Source organism: Candidatus Thiodiazotropha sp. AKIB8 (assembly GCF_058244675.1).
The window spans coordinates 24,027-40,963 of sequence record NZ_JBSYOO010000018.1 but is presented as its reverse complement, the minus strand read 5'-3'; the positions used below and the strand labels follow the sequence as shown (position 1 = coordinate 40,963).

General features: G+C 49.0%; 8 protein-coding genes. 5 read left to right on the top strand and 3 right to left on the bottom strand.

Annotated elements, in window-relative coordinates:
• Positions 1 to 59 precede the first annotated feature (59 nt).
• The 3 genes from AC4IFB_RS03495 to pyk all read left to right on the top strand — a co-directional run bounded on the left by AC4IFB_RS03495 (position 60) and on the right by pyk (position 8,534).
• On the top strand, positions 60 to 5,519 hold the full coding sequence (locus AC4IFB_RS03495) for a beta strand repeat-containing protein (RefSeq protein WP_490779402.1): 5,460 nt from the start codon (positions 60 to 62) through the stop codon (positions 5,517 to 5,519).
• A 369-nt stretch (positions 5,520 to 5,888) separates the two neighbouring features.
• A complete protein-coding gene (locus AC4IFB_RS03490) occupies positions 5,889 to 6,710 on the top strand; it encodes an alpha/beta hydrolase (protein WP_490779401.1) in 822 nt (273 codons plus the stop codon).
• A gap of 393 nt (positions 6,711 to 7,103) precedes the next feature.
• On the top strand, positions 7,104 to 8,534 hold the full coding sequence (pyk, locus tag AC4IFB_RS03485; protein ID WP_490775015.1) for a pyruvate kinase: 1,431 nt from the start codon (positions 7,104 to 7,106) through the stop codon (positions 8,532 to 8,534).
• A gap of 59 nt (positions 8,535 to 8,593) precedes the next feature.
• Here the strand turns inward: pyk and AC4IFB_RS03480 are convergent, their stop codons facing one another.
• The 3 genes from AC4IFB_RS03480 to AC4IFB_RS03470 are packed head-to-tail and all read right to left on the bottom strand — an operon-like array spanning position 8,594 to position 12,494.
• Positions 8,594 to 9,880, bottom strand: coding sequence for an FCSD flavin-binding domain-containing protein (locus tag AC4IFB_RS03480; RefSeq protein WP_490775014.1), 1,287 nt, complete (start codon positions 9,878 to 9,880; stop codon positions 8,594 to 8,596).
• Positions 9,881 to 9,903: 23 nt separating this feature from the next.
• Positions 9,904 to 10,482 (bottom strand): c-type cytochrome, encoded by a 579-nt coding sequence (locus AC4IFB_RS03475; RefSeq protein ID WP_490775013.1) that lies wholly within the window; start codon positions 10,480 to 10,482, stop codon positions 9,904 to 9,906.
• A 29-nt stretch (positions 10,483 to 10,511) separates the two neighbouring features.
• Complete coding sequence (locus AC4IFB_RS03470; protein WP_490775012.1) at positions 10,512 to 12,494, bottom strand: cytochrome C; 1,983 nt, start codon at positions 12,492 to 12,494, stop codon at positions 10,512 to 10,514.
• Between the two features lie 1,270 nt (positions 12,495 to 13,764).
• Here AC4IFB_RS03470 and AC4IFB_RS03465 point away from each other — a divergent pair.
• Both AC4IFB_RS03465 and AC4IFB_RS03460 read left to right on the top strand, forming a co-directional pair.
• Positions 13,765 to 14,736, top strand: a complete 972-nt coding sequence (locus tag AC4IFB_RS03465) for a putative metal-binding motif-containing protein (protein WP_490779400.1) — start codon at positions 13,765 to 13,767, stop codon at positions 14,734 to 14,736.
• 324 nt (positions 14,737 to 15,060) lie between these two features.
• On the top strand, positions 15,061 to 16,737 hold the full coding sequence (locus AC4IFB_RS03460; RefSeq protein WP_490775010.1) for a DUF4382 domain-containing protein: 1,677 nt from the start codon (positions 15,061 to 15,063) through the stop codon (positions 16,735 to 16,737).
• Positions 16,738 to 16,937 lie beyond the last annotated feature (200 nt).

Genomic DNA, 16,937 nt, shown 5'->3' with positions numbered 1-16,937 from the left:
AGAATTAATCAGAAGTTTCCTGATTTTAACATTACTTATAATGATAACTGGAGTACGCCGTGGCCATTATTCAGGGAACCGATAGGTCTGACACTCTCAACGGAACTGACGATAATGATCAAATAGTTGGTAACGTTGGCAATGACATCATCGCCGGTGGCACAGGGAATGACCTGATCTATGGCGACAATGGAGATAATTTCAACGCTGTTCGAAACGCAGTCCCGCTGCGTCTGGAGCTGTCAAACGTTCGCGCTGGCTCGGAAACTTCATCTGGCGGCCTGGCCTCTGGCGCAGGTGACAGCATAATCTACGACAATGTTGCAACCCTCGATGATGGCACTTCTGTTTCTGCGCGTCTTATTCTGGTCAGCACCAGCAACAGTTCATTGAAGGTAGATCTTTCGTATACCGAAGATCATCCGCTCTTGCTGGGGCCTGCTGATGGTGAACAAGCGAGCTTTCGTATGGAGTTCTTTGACACTGCGACAGACGAACCTGTTGAGATTAACTCCACGTTGGTCCTTGGGGAAATCGACCTCCGCGATGCTGGTGAGAGTGCTGAGTTCGAACTTGATCAAATCACTGGATATGGTACGCAACCCGATAGCAGCGTGTCGGTGAGCGAAAATGGGGCATCCGTTGTGGCATCTGGCACACAAAACAATGTCATCCCTGATGAAACTGACGCACAGTTCGGGGTCACATTTGACGGGCGTTCGTCGTTGGACTTTACCCTGACAGCAGGTGCTACAAATGGGGGCTTCAACTTCGGAAATGGTGACGTTAGCGGCTTCAATTTCATCCCGACCGGCAGCGGTGGCGCTGACGACATCATCAATGGAGAAGACGGTGATGACACGATCTTTGGTGAAGAGGGCAATGACACTTTAGACGGCGGTGCTGGCAATGACCTGATCTATGGTGATACCGGTGAAAACTTCAGCGCTGGTAAAAACGCTACCCCGCTACGCTTGGATCTTTCAAACGTTCGCGTTGGCTCTGAAACTTCATCTGGTGGCCTGGCATCTGGCGCAGGCGACAGCATAATCTACGACAATGTTGCAACTCTCGATGATGGTACCACTGTTTCTGCACGACTTATTCTGGTCAGCACCAGCAACGATTCGTTGGAGGTTGATCTTTCGTATACAGAAGATCATCCGCTTTACCTGGGAGCCGCTGATGGTGAACAAGCCAGCTTCCGTATGGAGTTCTTTGACACAGAGACAGGCGAACCTGTTGAGATTAACTCCACCTTGATCCTTGGGGATATTGACCTCCGCGACGCTGGTGAGAGTGCCGAGTTCGAACTTGGTCAAATCACCGGATATGGTACGCAATCGGATAGCAGCGTGTCGGTGAGCGAGAATGGGGCATCCGTTGTGGCATCTGGCACAGAAAACAATGTCATCCCTGATGAAACTGACGCACAGTTCGGAGTCACCTTTGAGGGGCGCTCGTCTCTCGATTTTACCCTGACTGCAGGTGCTACAAATGGGGGCTTCAACTTCGGAAACGGTGACGTTAGCGGCTTCAACTTCATCCCGACCGGTGATGGTAATGTCATCAATAGTGGCGACGACATCATTAATGGTGGCGCAGGCGATGACACAATCTATGGCGAAGAGGGCAATGACACCATAGATGGCGGTGATGGCAATGATCTGATCTATGGTGACAACGGTGAAAATACAATCACTGCTCAAAATGCAACCCCTCTGCGTCTGGATCTGTCAAACATCCGTGTTGACTCGGAGACTTCCTGTGGTGGCCTGACCTCTGGCGCAGGCGACAGCATAATCTACGACAATGTTGCAACTCTTGATGACGGCACCTCTGTCTCTGCGCGTCTTGTTCTGGTCAGCACCAGCACTAGCTGTTTGAATGTCGATCTTTCGTATACCGAAGATCATCCGCTCCTGCTGGGGGCCTCCTGTGGTGCAGAAGCTAGTTTTCGTATGGAGTTCTTCGACACAGCGACAGGTGAACCTGTTGAGATTAGCTCCACGTTGGTCCTTGGGGATATCGACCTTCGCAACTCTGGTGAGAGTGCCGAGTTCGAACTTGATCAAATCACCGGATATGGTACGCAATCGGACACCATTGTATCTGTGAGCGATAATGGCACGACCGTTCTGGCGCAGGGCACACAAAACAATGTCAACCCCGATGAAACTGATGCGCAGTTCGGTGTCACCTTTGAGGGGCGCTCGTCTCTCGATTTTACCCTGACAGCAGGTGCTACAAATGGGGGCTTCAACTTCGGAAACGGTGACGTCAGCGGCTTCAACTTCATCCCGACCGGTAACGGTGATGGTAATGTCATCAATGGCGGAGACGACATCATCAATGGTGGCGCAGGCTCTGACCGGATGTTTGGTGAAGGAGGTGACGATACCTTTATCGTAAATAGCGCGGATGAAGGCAATGGTGACGTAATTGCGGGTGGTAACGGCCCCGATCAGGCAACCGACTATGACGTGCTCGATCTGCGCGGAGCTGGGGCTGTAACCATTGATGATGCCAACGATGAATCCGATGAAGGTGCTACGGCTGGAATAGTCACTTTTTCGGACGGCTCGACCTTGGAATTTAGCCAGATTGAAGAGATTTTGGTTGGTGCCCCAGAGCTGACCATCGAGCCTGCACCAGGTTTTGTGGTTGACATCAATGGCAACCCGATTGTTGACGAGAGCGGCAATCCTGTTGATGCACTGGTGATTACCCGCTCTGGTCCAACAGATCAGCCGTTGGTGGTGACCGTGAGCAGCGATGACGAAGGTGAAGTCACTGTGCCAACTACAGTAACGATCCCAGCTGGCGAGACTTCTGTGACGGTTCCAGTTACACCGGTTGATGACGACCGCATAGATGGTACCCAATACCCAACCATCACTGTTTCCGCTCCGGGCTTTGATCCTGTCACACAGAACGTTGCCGTCAATGACGATGATGAGCCAGATGAGCCGGATGAGCCGGATGAGCCGGATGAGCCGGATGAGCCGGATGAGCCGGATGTACCGGATGTACCGGATGTACCAGATGTACCAGAGCTAGCCATCGAGACAGCACCCGGTGCAGCAGTTGATGCTAATGGCAACCCGATCGTTGATGAAAATGGTAATCCAGTTGATGCCCTAGTGATCACGCGTACTGGTCCAACTGATCAGCCACTGGTTGTAACCCTGAGCAGCAATGACGAAGGTGAAGCCACAGTGCCTGCCACTGTAATCATCCCTGCTGGAGCGACTTCTGTGACGGTTCCAGTTACTCCGGTTGACGATAATCTCGTCGATGGAACTCAGTACCCAACCATCACCGCGACGGCACCGGGCTTCGATCCGGTTACCCAGGATGTTGTTGTTAATGACGACGATGAGCCAGTACCAGATGTACCTGAGCTGACCATAGAAGCTGCACCCGGTACACCTGTCGATGCCAATGGCAACCCGATCCTTGATGAGAATGGTAATCCAGTTGATGCCCTAGTGATCACGCGTACTGGTCCAACCGATCAACCGTTAACCGTGACCCTGAGCAGTGACGATGAAGGTGAAGCCACCGTACCAACTACAGTGACTATCCCTGCTGGAGCGACTTCTGTGACGGTTCCGGTTACTCCGGTTGACGATGACATTGTCGATGGAACGCAGTACCCAACCATCACGGCGACGGCTCCAGGCTTTGATCCGGTTACCCAGGATGTTGCTGTTAATGACGATGATGTGCCAGTACCAGATGTACCTGAGTTGACCATCGCTCCGACTCCCTGCGTGAACGTCGACGCCAATGGTAACCCGATCCTTGACGAGAACGGTGATCCAGAGCAAGCATTGATGATCATCCGCACTGGTCCTACGGATCAGTCGCTGGTGGTAACCTTAAGCAGTAATGATGAAGGTGAAGCAACCGTTCCGGCCACTGTAACCATCCCAGCTGGCCAGAGCTACGTAATAGTTCCAGTCACTCCAGTTGACGATGACATTGTCGATGGTACTCAGTACCCGACCATCACCGCATCTGCGCCGGGCTTTGATCCGGTAACCCAAGATGTTGCTGTTAATGATGACGATGTACCTGAGCTGACCATCGCTCCGACTCCGTGCGTGAACGTCGACGCCAATGGTAACCCGATCTTTGACGAGAACGGTGATCCAGAGCAAGCATTGATGATCACCCGCACTGGCCCTACGGATCAGCCGTTAACCGTAACCCTGAGCAGCGATGACGAAAGTGAAGCCACCGTACCTGTCACTGTAACCATCCCGGTGGGTGAGACTTCTGTAACAGTTCCGGTCGCTCCGGTTGACGATGAGATTGTCGATGGTACTCAGTACCCGACCATCACCGCATCTGCACCGGGTTTTGATCCGGTTACCCAGGATGTTGCTGTCAATGATGATGATGCGGTAAATGAAGCTCCTCATTTCACGAATGTTGAGGATGGTGATAATTTTTATATACCGGAAAACACCACCTTTGTGATTGATGCTGATGCGTGTGATGCGGATGGCGATACACTGACTTTCTCGATCGCGGACGGTGAAGATGCTGACCGATTCACCATTAACCAGACAACGGGTGAGTTAAGCTTCGACGCACCGGACTATGAAGGTGAGACCTGTGTCGATGATGTCGTCACGCACCGGTGTGACGTGGATGGTCACAGTGATCACGATGACAGGCATAGCCACGATGACAGGCATAGCCACGATGACAGGCATAGCCACGATGACAGGCATAGCCACGATGATATCACCTGTGTCAGTGACGACGAGTATGAGGTGACAATTCGTGTTGAAGACGGAAATGGTGGTTCTGATGAGGTCGATCTTCTCTTTAATGTCACTGATGCGGATGAAGGTTCTGGCTGTCTTGTCAACGACACCGAGGGTAACGATGATGTGATGAGTCATGATTACACGGATAGGCATGGAGACCATGCCAATATCTGTAATGACACAGTGAACCGCACCGCGGGTAGTGATTTTATGGATGGTGACGACGGAACGGATACTTTCTTCCTCTCAGGTTCTGTATCGGATTACGATGTGGAACTCGATGACAATGGCGACTTAGTGATCTCCGACAGTGACGGTAATAGTTCAACCATTACCAACTTTGAATATGTTCAAAGTGATGACGGAGAAACTTACTCCATTGCCGATATCATCGCTTATGCAAGTAAACCTAATGACGATGATGACGATAACCATGAACTGCATGAAAGTTGTGGCACGTTTGATGGCTTGGACAGTAACGACATACTTCATCATGAAGGTTCGGAATCTGACTGCGATATCGCTTGCGACCAGGATGATAGTGTTGTAGTGCGTCATGATCACGGAAATCACACCACACACTTCAATATCGAGGAACATGATATGGGTTGCAGAACCCCCGATATGGACCACATTGGTGACTATGTGAACTTGGTTGGTGCGCATAACATCGACACCCACGACTCTGGCTACTCTACCTATGGCAGCAGTGATCAGGATCAGGCCCTATGTTAACCATTCTGGCTGAAAGGTAAGGAGCATCAGGGGTCGGAGTCGAGAGCTCCCATATCGTGAGTCGTCTCGAAAAAACACTAGCGCTTTATTCTGGTAGTCCAGTCCGTTCTGGTCCGACTCCGACCCCGTGAAGTACAGCCTTGAATGGGCAAATGTAGACATCCTTGGAATATCCATATTTGTCCATGAACTCGAATCCATACTCACGAATTCAGTACGAATTGATGTGGGCATCACAAATTCACAACGAGTTCATCTTCTTCCTGGTCTTGGCAAACTGTTGGGTCGGCGCTATTGTTCGCTTGAATTGTTTTTCTATATTACGCTTGCCAGGTTATATGACCAGATTCAGACGGGTGAAGAAGTGCTATGCGACAATTACCTTTCCAGTTGAAATTACCTGACTGCATGTTTCGAATTTTGATCTTATTCCTGGCTACTACCCTGCTATCGGCTTGTAGCGTCTTTGGGCCAGTCCCTGACCGAATGGGGCGGCAATTGATCGAGGGTAGTCAAAAAAACAGCGAAGTCCTGATCATTCTTCTGCCTGGCATACTCAGTGATTCCCAAGACATGCTGAATAGGGGAGTGGATAAAGCGATCCATCGTGGCTGGCCTGAACCCGACATATTGATGGCCGACCTGACCATGAATTTCTACCGTAAAGGTGCAGCCACCAAACGCCTGCATGATGAGATCGTGGCACCGGCTAGACAACAGGGCTATTCGGAGATTTGGCTTGCTGGTGGTTCCATGGGTGGCTTGGGTACTATGATGTACGAATGGCATCATCCCGGAGAGTTGGATGGATTAGTGCTGATCTCACCCTACCTGGGTGGTGACGAAGTGTCCGACACCATTCGTGAGGCAGGCGGTCTGAAATCATGGGATTCTGGTGAACGCACGATGGTTATGCAAAGTGACAACTACGATCGGTTAGTTTGGCAAATGGCACAAGACTGGATCGGAGATGAGACAAAATTGCAGCGAGTTTGGCTGATGTGCGGTGATGAGGATCGGCTCTATCCAAACGCCGAGCTGCTTGGAGCCATCCTGCCGGAAGAGCACTACTTTCCAGGGCCTGGGGATCATAGTTGGGACTACTGGATACCTAACATGGAAATATTCTTTCGCACTGTGGCTGAATCACGTCAAACGAGACTTTCAAAGTTGAAAGCAACAAACCAGTAACCATCTGGATAATGTTGAGCCATAGAGAAGCTATTGGTTATAACTTAGTTGGGCTTATAGAGCAGGGTAAGATCGGCAGCCATGAGGGCTGTTTCAGTATTTGCTAGAACGATAAGACTGCTATCGGAGAGGCAATTGTATTGTATGCGGTGGTTTCATCGGATTACCGTTTCTCCACACCGGCGGGAGAAAGCTATCAACTATATCCGCCCTGGAACAAAGCCTGTTGTGTTCTCTATTACATCCGAGGAAGTTTGTGGAAATCTGATGTACCTGGTTATGTAGAGTCCAGGAATAGGGTGCAGTTAAATGATTATCCCTGAATCAATAACAAAAGATTCATCAAACCCCCTTAGAATAGTGTGCTCAGGTTTAACTTAAAGAGTACATGCAGTGATAAATCGATCGAACAAAGTTAAGATTATCGGCACCATCGGCCCGGCTTCCGATTCTGAAGAAGTCATGCAACAACTGCTGTTGTCGGGAATGAATATTGCTCGATTGAACTTCTCCCACGGAGATTTTTCCACCCACCAGGAGAACATCCTCAAATTACGCAGGGTGGCTGAGAAAACCGGCAAACGGCTGGCGATCATGGCCGATCTTCCCGGACCGAAAATGCGTATCGGTGAGATACCCCAGGGGCCGGTGGATCTGCAGATCGGCGACAGGTTGACACTCACAACCAAGGATATTGCAGGTGACGCAGGGCGTGTTTCGGTCAGCCTCAAAGAGCTGCCTAAGATCGTTTCGGTGAATGATAAGCTGTTTCTTAATGATGGTTTGATTTCCCTCAAGGTAGACGCTATTGAGGATACGGAGGTTCATTGCGAAGTGCGTGCTGGTGGGGAGCTCTCCTCGAGAAAAGGTTTGAACCTTCCTGGTATCGATCTGGGATTTGGCGCCTTCACCGAACATGATCGCGAATGCCTGGAATTTGCTTTGCAGGCGGGTGTAGACGCAGTAAGTCAGTCCTTTGTCTCTCATGGAAAGGATATCGAGGATTTACTCGCAGCTGCTAACGAGTGCGGCCGGAGGCCATTCGTTATTGCGAAAATCGAGCGTTTGGAAGCGCTTGATAATCTGGACTCCATTCTGGACGTATCTGATGGGCTGATGGTGGCCCGCGGGGACCTGGGCGTTGAGATCCCTATCTCAAGAATGGCTGTGGTGCAGAAAGAGTTGATGGATAAAGCCAACCAGCTGGGCAAACCGGTGATCACTGCCACTCAGATGCTTGAGTCGATGACGGAGCATCGCAGACCGACACGGGCGGAAGCTACGGACGTCGCCAACGCCATTCTGGATGGTACAGATGTGGTCATGCTTTCAGCCGAATCCGCCATGGGCCGCTATCCGGTTGAGGCGGTGAAAATGCTTGTCGAAATAGCCGTCGATACCGAGCCGAGCCGAAACCTGATTATTCGTGAGGAGCGTATGCGTCGCAATCATGATGTTCAGCCCACAGACCTGATTGCCCATTGTGTCCAACAGGCAGTTGTGAAGCTGAATCCGGTTGCAGTGATGGTTCCCACTCGCTCAGGCGCCTCGGCGCGGAACATAACCCGTTATCGCCTGCCGGTCTGGATCAACGCTTTTAGTACTGACGAAACCACTTGCCAGGCACTGCAGTTTTCCTATGGGGTGCAACCAATCAAAGTGGAAAATGATTTACGTGACTGGGGGCCTTTTATCTGCCATTGGTTGCATCAACAAGGCTTCGACAGTGGCCGTGCCGTTCTTACCCAAGGGCCTTCCCCAGAGAATCCAGGTGCCAGTTATAATCTTCAGATCGCCGATATCTCTTCCTGCCGGATTGAATAACAGCTGAGTATTTGGGATGGCGCCAATGAGCTGGGGGGAACGGAGCTCCCCCCGAATAGTCACATCATCATGTCATCAATCAGATTTTTGAACCAACTGTGGGCATAGCTTACTTCGCGTTTGCGTTGCAGGTCAGAAGCGTCCATGGGGGAAAGGCCTCCGGCACCCTTGATCGGCAGGATGGTGTTGTTCTCCTTGTCCAGGGAGTAGACCGCGGCAACGGAAATACCGTGCTCCTCGCCAAGAATACTGTAGCAGGTGTTGACGAAGGTGGGATCTGAAGGCTCGATACCGTTGAAATGAGAGACGATGGCCGCTGCTGCAACCTTTGCCTGGGAATTGGCGGCATAGGCAGATTTAGGCATCTTCGCGGCACTGGAGGCATCTCCCAATACATAGATACCTTTGTGCAAGCTGGACTCAAAGGTCAGCTTGTTCACCGGACACCAATCACCCTCAGTGAGATTCGATGCGAAGGCGACCTTGCCGGCCTTCTGAGGAGGAATGATGTTGATTACGTCACCTTTGAACTCCTCAATTTCTGCCTGCAAAGTGCGGGTCGAGGGATCGAGTTCTTCGACGGTGCCACCACCGGCCGCACCTACCCATTCGATCATGCTGTTGTCAGTACCGAAACCGTAGAGCTTGCTCCACCCTTGTTCAAATAATCCCTGTTTGGAAAATTTATCTTTGGGGTCGAGGATTAGAATCTTCGCCTTGGGCTTATGGTGCTTACAATACATGGCAATCTGTGCCGCACGTTCGTATGGTCCTGGTGGGCATTTGTAAGGATTTGGTGGGGCCACAATAATAACCTTGCCACCCTCTGGCATGGATTCAATCTGTTTGCGCAGAGTTACGGTTTGCGGACCGGCGAACCAGGCATGGGGAATCTCTTCGGCTACTGATTCGTCATACCCTTCAATGGCATCCCATTTGAAGTCAACGCCGGGTGAGACCACACAGGCGTCATAAGCGAACTGTTGGCCACCTTCCGTAACCACCTGCTTTTTATCAGGCTCGATAGCGCTGACCCGGTCGATAACCACTTTGACTCCGTGACGGCGCAGTCCCTCGTAATCGAAGGTGAGGGATTCCAGGGTACGATCACCGCTGAGAATCTCATTACTCATAAAACAGGATGAGTAGGCCTTTTTGGTTTCGAGCAGGGTGACTTCGATATTCGAATTTAATTTGCGCAGGTATTTGGCTGCGGTGCAGCCACCTACACCACCTCCAACAATCACAACTTTTGGGTTAGCTGCCAGTGCAAGCTGCGGCAGGCTGAACGAAGCGCCGGCCAGGGTGGCGAATCGGATGAAGTCTCTACGATTGATATCACTCATGTTCTTTTTACCTGTCCTGGGAATCAGTGTTGGCTGCCGTAATAGTGAATCAGAGCCTGTATAGCTTGATCACCTTCTGCCTCAATGGCGGCGTCTACCTTGCGTTTCATCTTTCTGGGGTAGTCGCGACGTCCAGCAATGAAGTCCTCCATGGAGTTGTGCAGGTAGGGTATCCACTGTCCTGCCAGGGTACCGGCATCACCCGGTTTGCCTCCATCTTCATGGCACTTTTCACAATACTTGTCGTGTAATACAGCACCTAGCTTGGCCATCTCAGCATCGTGCTGTTGTGGGCTAAGTTGTAGTGGCTGTTTAGCAAAAAACCAGGCCATGCTTTTGATCTGCTCTTCGTTATAGCCTTTAGCAATGCGATTCATGATGGTGGAGTTACGTTCGTCGTACTTGTAACCCTCCATGGCATCGATGAACACCTCTGGATCCATTGCAGCAATGGAGGGGCTGGATGGGCCGACGCTGGAGCCGTCAGTACCATGACAACCGGCACAGGTGAATGCCAAGGCCTGCCCAGTGGGATCGGCCATGAGCGTCGAGGGTAACAATGCCACTATACCCAGAAGGAGATTGCGAACTTTTCTATTCATAATGTCTTCTCTCAATTTTACCGGGTATATCAACTTGGCGAGGTCATCAGACCAATCAGCACCAGGGTGAGCAAGCCAAGGCCTGCCATGATCAGTACAGTGGTGATAAACGAGGCCGCCAGCTCAGCACGACGGGAAGGCCGTCTGACCAGGTAATTGTTTATCTCACCAGTGGCAGCGAGACGTTCGTACTCTTCACGGTGGTCGTGACGGAACTCCTCAAATGGGATCGCACCGGTGAAAATAGTGGTACTCATCGGGAATCGCTCAGGCCTGAAGTGCACATTGAAGAAGTGAACTGAGTTGAGGAATATGGCAGCCAGCAGTGCCTCCTCAGCGTGGACCAGGGTAGCGATATTGAACATCCAGCCCGGCAAAATAAGAGCGGTCTTCTCTGGTGCGAAGAGCATGATACCGGAAGTACCGATTACAGCCGCGCCCCAGAAGGGTGCCCAATAGTCAAACTTCTGCCAGTAGGTCCAATGGGAGAACTCAGGGCGCTCACCCTTTCCAAGGAACCATCTGAACATGCCCTTCAGATCCCGCCAATCCTTCATATTGGGGATCATGGAGGTGCTGCCGAACCATTCGAAGTCTTTACGTTTGCGAATGATATTTGTGACGGCTATCGTCAGATGAGTGAGGAATATACCCAACCAGATCACAGCGGCGGTGCGGTGGATGATGCCTTCCATTTCAGTACCGCCAAGGAACACCACCACCGCCTTGGCCCAACCGGTATGGGCAAACAGCAGCGTGGTGCCGGTCAGGATCAGAGTCATGGTGGAGATGGCGAACAGGCCATGTATCCAGCGCCAGACGACAGGGAAGCGGCGGAAGTAGACAATATCAGGCTTGTCCAGATCTTCAATAAAGCCTTTGCCTGCCATACGGTCAGCTACCTCGCGGTAGAGCCAAAGCACCACATGTACCCAGAAGAAGGCCATCACGGAGAAAATAAGAATCTGCATGAAGAGTTTGAAGAACCAGAGGCCCGGATAGTTTGCTCTGTCATCTGCGTCGCCGTGGGGCCAGAAGGTCAGGAAGTTCTCATTGGCGTCCTCATGACAGACCCGGCAGTTCTCCAGTCGGTTGTTGGCATGAATCTCTGAAGTCGGATCATCTTCGCCCTTGATCTTGTGGCTGCCGTGGCAGTCATGACATTTGGCTGTATTGGTATATCCGAGGCGATGAACCTGGCCGTGATAAGAATCGAAATAGGTGCGCTGAGCCTCTTCATGACACTCACCACAATTCTTTGTAATTGCCAGTTTTGCCTTGTCGGTTTCAGGGGCGTCTATGGCATGGGTGGTGTGACAATCGGAACATACCGCTGAGTCGCTGTCACTTTTCTCCAGTACCGCCTCGCCATGTACAGAATTGCGGTAATCAGCCAGCTGATCCTCATGACATTTGCCGCAGACTTCAGGGTTTTTAAGGCGCTTCTCGGCACGTTGTATGCTGCCGAGTTCTCCAACATTGTGGGCCTCGTGGCAGTCGTAACATGTGGCATTGGTGCGAGATTGATCCAGTGAGTTTGGCTGAGCATGGATAGAATCCATGTAGTAGTCGATCTGCTCGTTGACGATCTTCAGACGCTTATGCTTTTCGTCGGGGTCGTCTTTATACTCTTCCCAGGTATCTTTGTGGCAGTCGACGCAGCCTACAATAACTGCGGGTGCCTCACGATGGGGCACGCGTTCGATGGTGATGTGACAGCTATTACAGTGCAGTTCACCATGCACACTCTCTTCAATTTGTTTGCTGTGTACAAAGATAGTGACCTTGCTGCCATCATCACGCACATCAGACTTTTCGTTCTCGTCGCCATGACAAGTCAGGCAGCGTTCGTTGGGGATAATGCGTTTACCAGTTTCGGGATCGAAGCCGTGCGGAATCTCTTCTCCCAGTATGGTTAAGGCGGGTGTGGGGGCGGCCTGAACAGTTTGAATACTTATCAAAATGAACAAGGGCACCAGCCAGGCACTGTACCTGGTAAAATTTTTCCACATGTTGTTCTTCCCCTTGGATGTAATTTTTATTTTAAAAACGCGCTGCTGATACTTCCTTGCGGGTGCGTACATTTGACTGTAATGCTAATACGGAATAGTGCCCGGTTTTGATATTGCTCAGGTAAATATCCCGCGATGAGAAAATACATATCCAAAACATAGTATTGGTATAAACATTCAATCCGTAGGGTAGAATATCAATGTGGTTGATATATATCAATGCATTGTTTTTAAAGTACATTTTAAATTATTCTTATATTGGTATGAAGTAATTATGTGAGATATATCAATGATTTATTGAAAATTGATCTATCTTTCAACGATTGCAACTGGGTGCTCAGTTACTACAGGGCCACCATTTTTGCCATATAGCCAGACAAATTCTCAACATCCTGATCCTCCTGGATTGGTATCCAGCTTTAAGACTTTGCGTTGCTCGGCGTGGGGTCTCTTGCCTGCTCCTGCTTAGTTTATCCCGCTGATAACAGATGCCCTCAGCATATCCTGGATATCCGGGTATCTGATCAGTAAATGCTGTGCTGCTCCATTTACGCCTGCTTCTGGAGGAAAAGGAGAGTTAACAGGGGAAACTGAGATAATCCAGGTAGAAGATTTTTTACCCGAAGAGGATTCATGCATCTGCATCCTGGGTGAGAGTGAAAAAAGATCTGAGAAGAATCTAAATTTTTGCAGATCAATTAGGTGTTAGAGAGCATGATAAAGACCAAAGTAAAATAACAGGTCATTGATGAGCTGATATTCATTAAAAAAAGGTCGCAACTGTCTATAAAAAAATCAACTCTATATCATCGTTTAAATGCAAAGAAAGATTCAAATGTCTTTCTGTGAGTATTTGACACTATCTACAAAAAAAATATTTGATCGATATTTAATTTCCGCTTAGTGGACTAATTAACAAAACCGATTGATTGTGTGAAGTTGTTTGGAATTATTGATGACTGGGATTATTCTCCCAAGGGTTGTGTGAGTGATATCACAGATGCATTCCTATCTTAGCGACACTATCTATTCCGCTTGGCTGGCCTTAATAAAGCGTTTTTTAAGACGTGATTTCTTGTGATCACGATCTGCTTTATTGACCTCATTTAAGCGAAAAGGATTGGTGATCCATTTCAGTTCTGGATGCGCCATTAAAAAAATTAACGGAATGAGAGATTGATATATGATTCGTAACAAACATAGATTTAAGTTGCTCGTTTTGAGCACATCCCTTCTTGCTGGAGCTCAACAGGCAAGTGCTTTTTCTTCCATGACAGATACTATTGTCGAATACTGCAACAGCAATGGCTACGATCTACTGCAGTCATATCAGGATGACAGCTGTAAAGCATGCCATTCTGATAATGATGCGAAGTCGGCCTATTCAGCAGGTGACTATGAGTTTTTCTGCCCGCCACCTGTTACACCAACTTGTACTGATTCAGATGAGGATGGCTTTTATGCTGAAGGTGAAAGTTGTGGTACCGCAGCTGACTTTAATGACGGCGATGCCTCTGCCTATCCTGGCGCAACTGAAATTTGCACCGATGGTGTTGATAATGATGGAAACGGCCTGACCGATGCAGCAGATCCAAATGCGGTAGATTGTCCTGTTGAATGTACTGACATGGATGGTGATGGCTACTCAATTGATGGTGGCTCTTGTGGTGCGATTGACTGTAATGACAGCGATCCTGCAATTAATCCAGGCGCGACAGAAATCTGTAGCGATAATGTTGATAACAACTGTAACGGACTTACAGATACTGCAGATGTGAATGCAGTTGATTGTCCTGTTGACTGTACTGATGTTGATGGCGATGGTTACAGCATTGAAGGTGGTAGCTGTGGTGCAGTGGATTGTGATGATAACAATTTCGATGTCAATCCTGGTGCCTTAGAGGTCTGCGATGATGGCGTGGATAATAACTGTAACGCCCTGGTAGACAGTGCTGATGGTGTATGTCAGAGCGAGAATGATGATGAGAGTGACGAGGATGACAAACCATGGTGGAGAGAACATCCAAGACACAAGCATGATCATGACCGTAATTGCGAAAATCGTGAAGATAGAAATTCAGATAATGACGAGTCTAAAGACGATGATGAATCTGAGGATGACGAGTCAAAAGATGAAGATGAGTCTGACGATGACGAGTCTAAAGATGATGAATATTCCAGTGATGATGATCGGAATAGATGGAACTCTTGGCGTCCACGCAGAGACCGTCATGATGACTAAGGAGTAGTTCTGCTTGGTTTCACCCTAAGCGGGAAAAATCGGGGGCTTCGGCCCCCTTTTTTATGACTGGACTACACTGTTTGTTTATTTTGTTCAGTAAATTGTGACCTTTACAGGTCACTATAGAGTATAGCTGATGCTCTTTTAACCAAGTATTGGATTTTCTGTTTGAGCTTGATGGTTTGTAAATTATCTTTATATTTCAATGTGATAAATCACTGGCGGGATAAAAAACATTTCTCAAAAAATGCGAGTCGCTGCTCAGAAAATTATCTGTTTAATGGTAATATATTCCCAAAGTGCACAAATAAGGTGATATGAACGATGCGTCTCTATACCCAAATCAGCTCTAAATTCATTGCTGTTCTACTGGTAGCTATCTTAATCTCATGTGGCGGCGGTGGTAGTTCCGATAGTACCTCAACAAATGATACAACGACCGGTAGTGCGGAGCGTACAGGTACAGTCGGCGTATTATTGACTGATAAACCAGCTGACCCCTCAATATTTGTATCAATCAATGCAGTCATTGAGCGGATTGAATTATTGGGTTCTGAAGAAGCTGATCCAGTTGTGCTCTACTCAGATGAGGCACAGACAGTTGATCTGCTCAGATTGAGAAACGAATCGATTCCTTTCACATTTCGTGACGATGTTCCTGTAGGTCGTTACTGTAAGATCCGCCTGATTTTAAGTGACCTGGAACTGGTGCTGGCTGATGATACGCCAGACGACATCACAGATAATGAGACCTTCCATCCAAATTTGCCGGGCACTGGCAAGCTTGATCTGCTTGCGAGAGACTGTTTCAGTGTCGATGAGGGCAATGTTATTACTGTCCAGGTTGATCTGGATGCCAGAAGCTCTATACACATCGTTGAAAATGGTCGGGGTTACAACTTCAGGCCTGTGGTTTTTGTTGATGTGTTGGAAGCCGGCTTTGAAAGTAAGCTGGTTCGCCTGCAAGGTGAAATCAGTGAAGTCATGCCTGAGGAGAACGCATTATTGCTGTGTGGTGCTCTACCCGTTCAACAATCTGACAGTATGGAATGCGTCACTGTGGAGTTGGGTGACGATAGTGCATATTTTGACAACATAAATTACCAAGGAGCACCTCGTCCACTGACTGAACTTCTGCTGGAAACGATGGTGGGCCAGCAGGTGGTCGTGATAGGTAAGCCTGATCATGATGTGGAGCCTCAACGGGATGCAAATATACCTCCCGGACATCTGCCACCACAGGGTGAGTGTCGTCTATGGGAATTGGGTTTGGCGCCAGGGCAACAGTCTGCTCCCGGTGATTGTGAGTTACTGGAAGATGAAGAGACCGATGATAGAGTTTTGGTTGATCATGACGGGGTGGTAGGGCAGCGTTATCATCCGCTGATGGAGGTAGAAGCTCTGGTTGTAGAGTTAGGAGAATTTCTGCAGTTGGAAGGAAGTGTTAACCGCACTGCAGATAGTGTCGGATTTGGTATGACTGTATCTGAAGGTGAGGGTGTAGTTGCTGATGCATCACTTGATGTAGTCTTCCAGGCAGGAGAGTCGACCGTCAATGGTACAAGGATTCTCTCAAAAACCGGAGATTTACTTGACTATGCTGAGATAGCTGAGTTGCGTCAGGTTCAGGTTGATGGCGTATTAGATTCAACAGGATCTGAAGATCTACTCAATGCTGCTTTGGTAGTTGTTGACACAGAATCAGAGACAGAATTCGATGAGAGTGACCATATCAGCGGTACGGTGCTATCTGTTGGAAGCAACAGTTTTAACCTTGAGCCTATAGAAGATACGGTATGTGGCCTGGCTACGACAGACCTACATGTCACACTGGATGATGAAGTGGAGATTCTAACGGTTGTAATCACTGATACGGTGAGTGAGGTTTCTCAGAATGGTGTCTTAGAGGCTGGGCAGCGTGTTGATATCGATGGCAACTGTAGTACAGAAGGGTACTTAGCTGAGACAGTAACAATCATTGATGATCAAACTGCATTGTAATTATAGAAACCATCGAGAACTGAAGTTAGGGATCTCATTGGTCTAATAAGTGTTATTCCTCGTTAGAATTGTAGGGTGGGGCCATGCCCCACCATAATAAGCTGGGAAATAGTCTGAAGTTGCTAAAAAAATTTATTCAAGTTCTACAGTTACTATCTACTCCAGTCGTGAATATCTAACCCCTTTTGGTGGGGCATGGC

Bases quoted from the DNA above. Each gene is read 5' to 3' on its own strand.
- AC4IFB_RS03490 (WP_490779401.1), top strand. From the start codon at position 5,889: ATGCGACAATTACCTTTCCAGTTGAAATTACCTGACTGCATGTTTCGA.
- AC4IFB_RS03480 (WP_490775014.1), bottom strand. From the start codon at position 9,880: ATGAGTGATATCAATCGTAGAGACTTCATCCGATTCGCCACCCTGGCC.
- AC4IFB_RS03475 (WP_490775013.1), bottom strand. From the start codon at position 10,482: ATGAATAGAAAAGTTCGCAATCTCCTTCTGGGTATAGTGGCATTGTTA.
- AC4IFB_RS03470 (WP_490775012.1), bottom strand. From the start codon at position 12,494: ATGTGGAAAAATTTTACCAGGTACAGTGCCTGGCTGGTGCCCTTGTTC.
- AC4IFB_RS03465 (WP_490779400.1), top strand. From the start codon at position 13,765: ATGACAGATACTATTGTCGAATACTGCAACAGCAATGGCTACGATCTA.
- AC4IFB_RS03460 (WP_490775010.1), top strand. From the start codon at position 15,061: ATGCGTCTCTATACCCAAATCAGCTCTAAATTCATTGCTGTTCTACTG.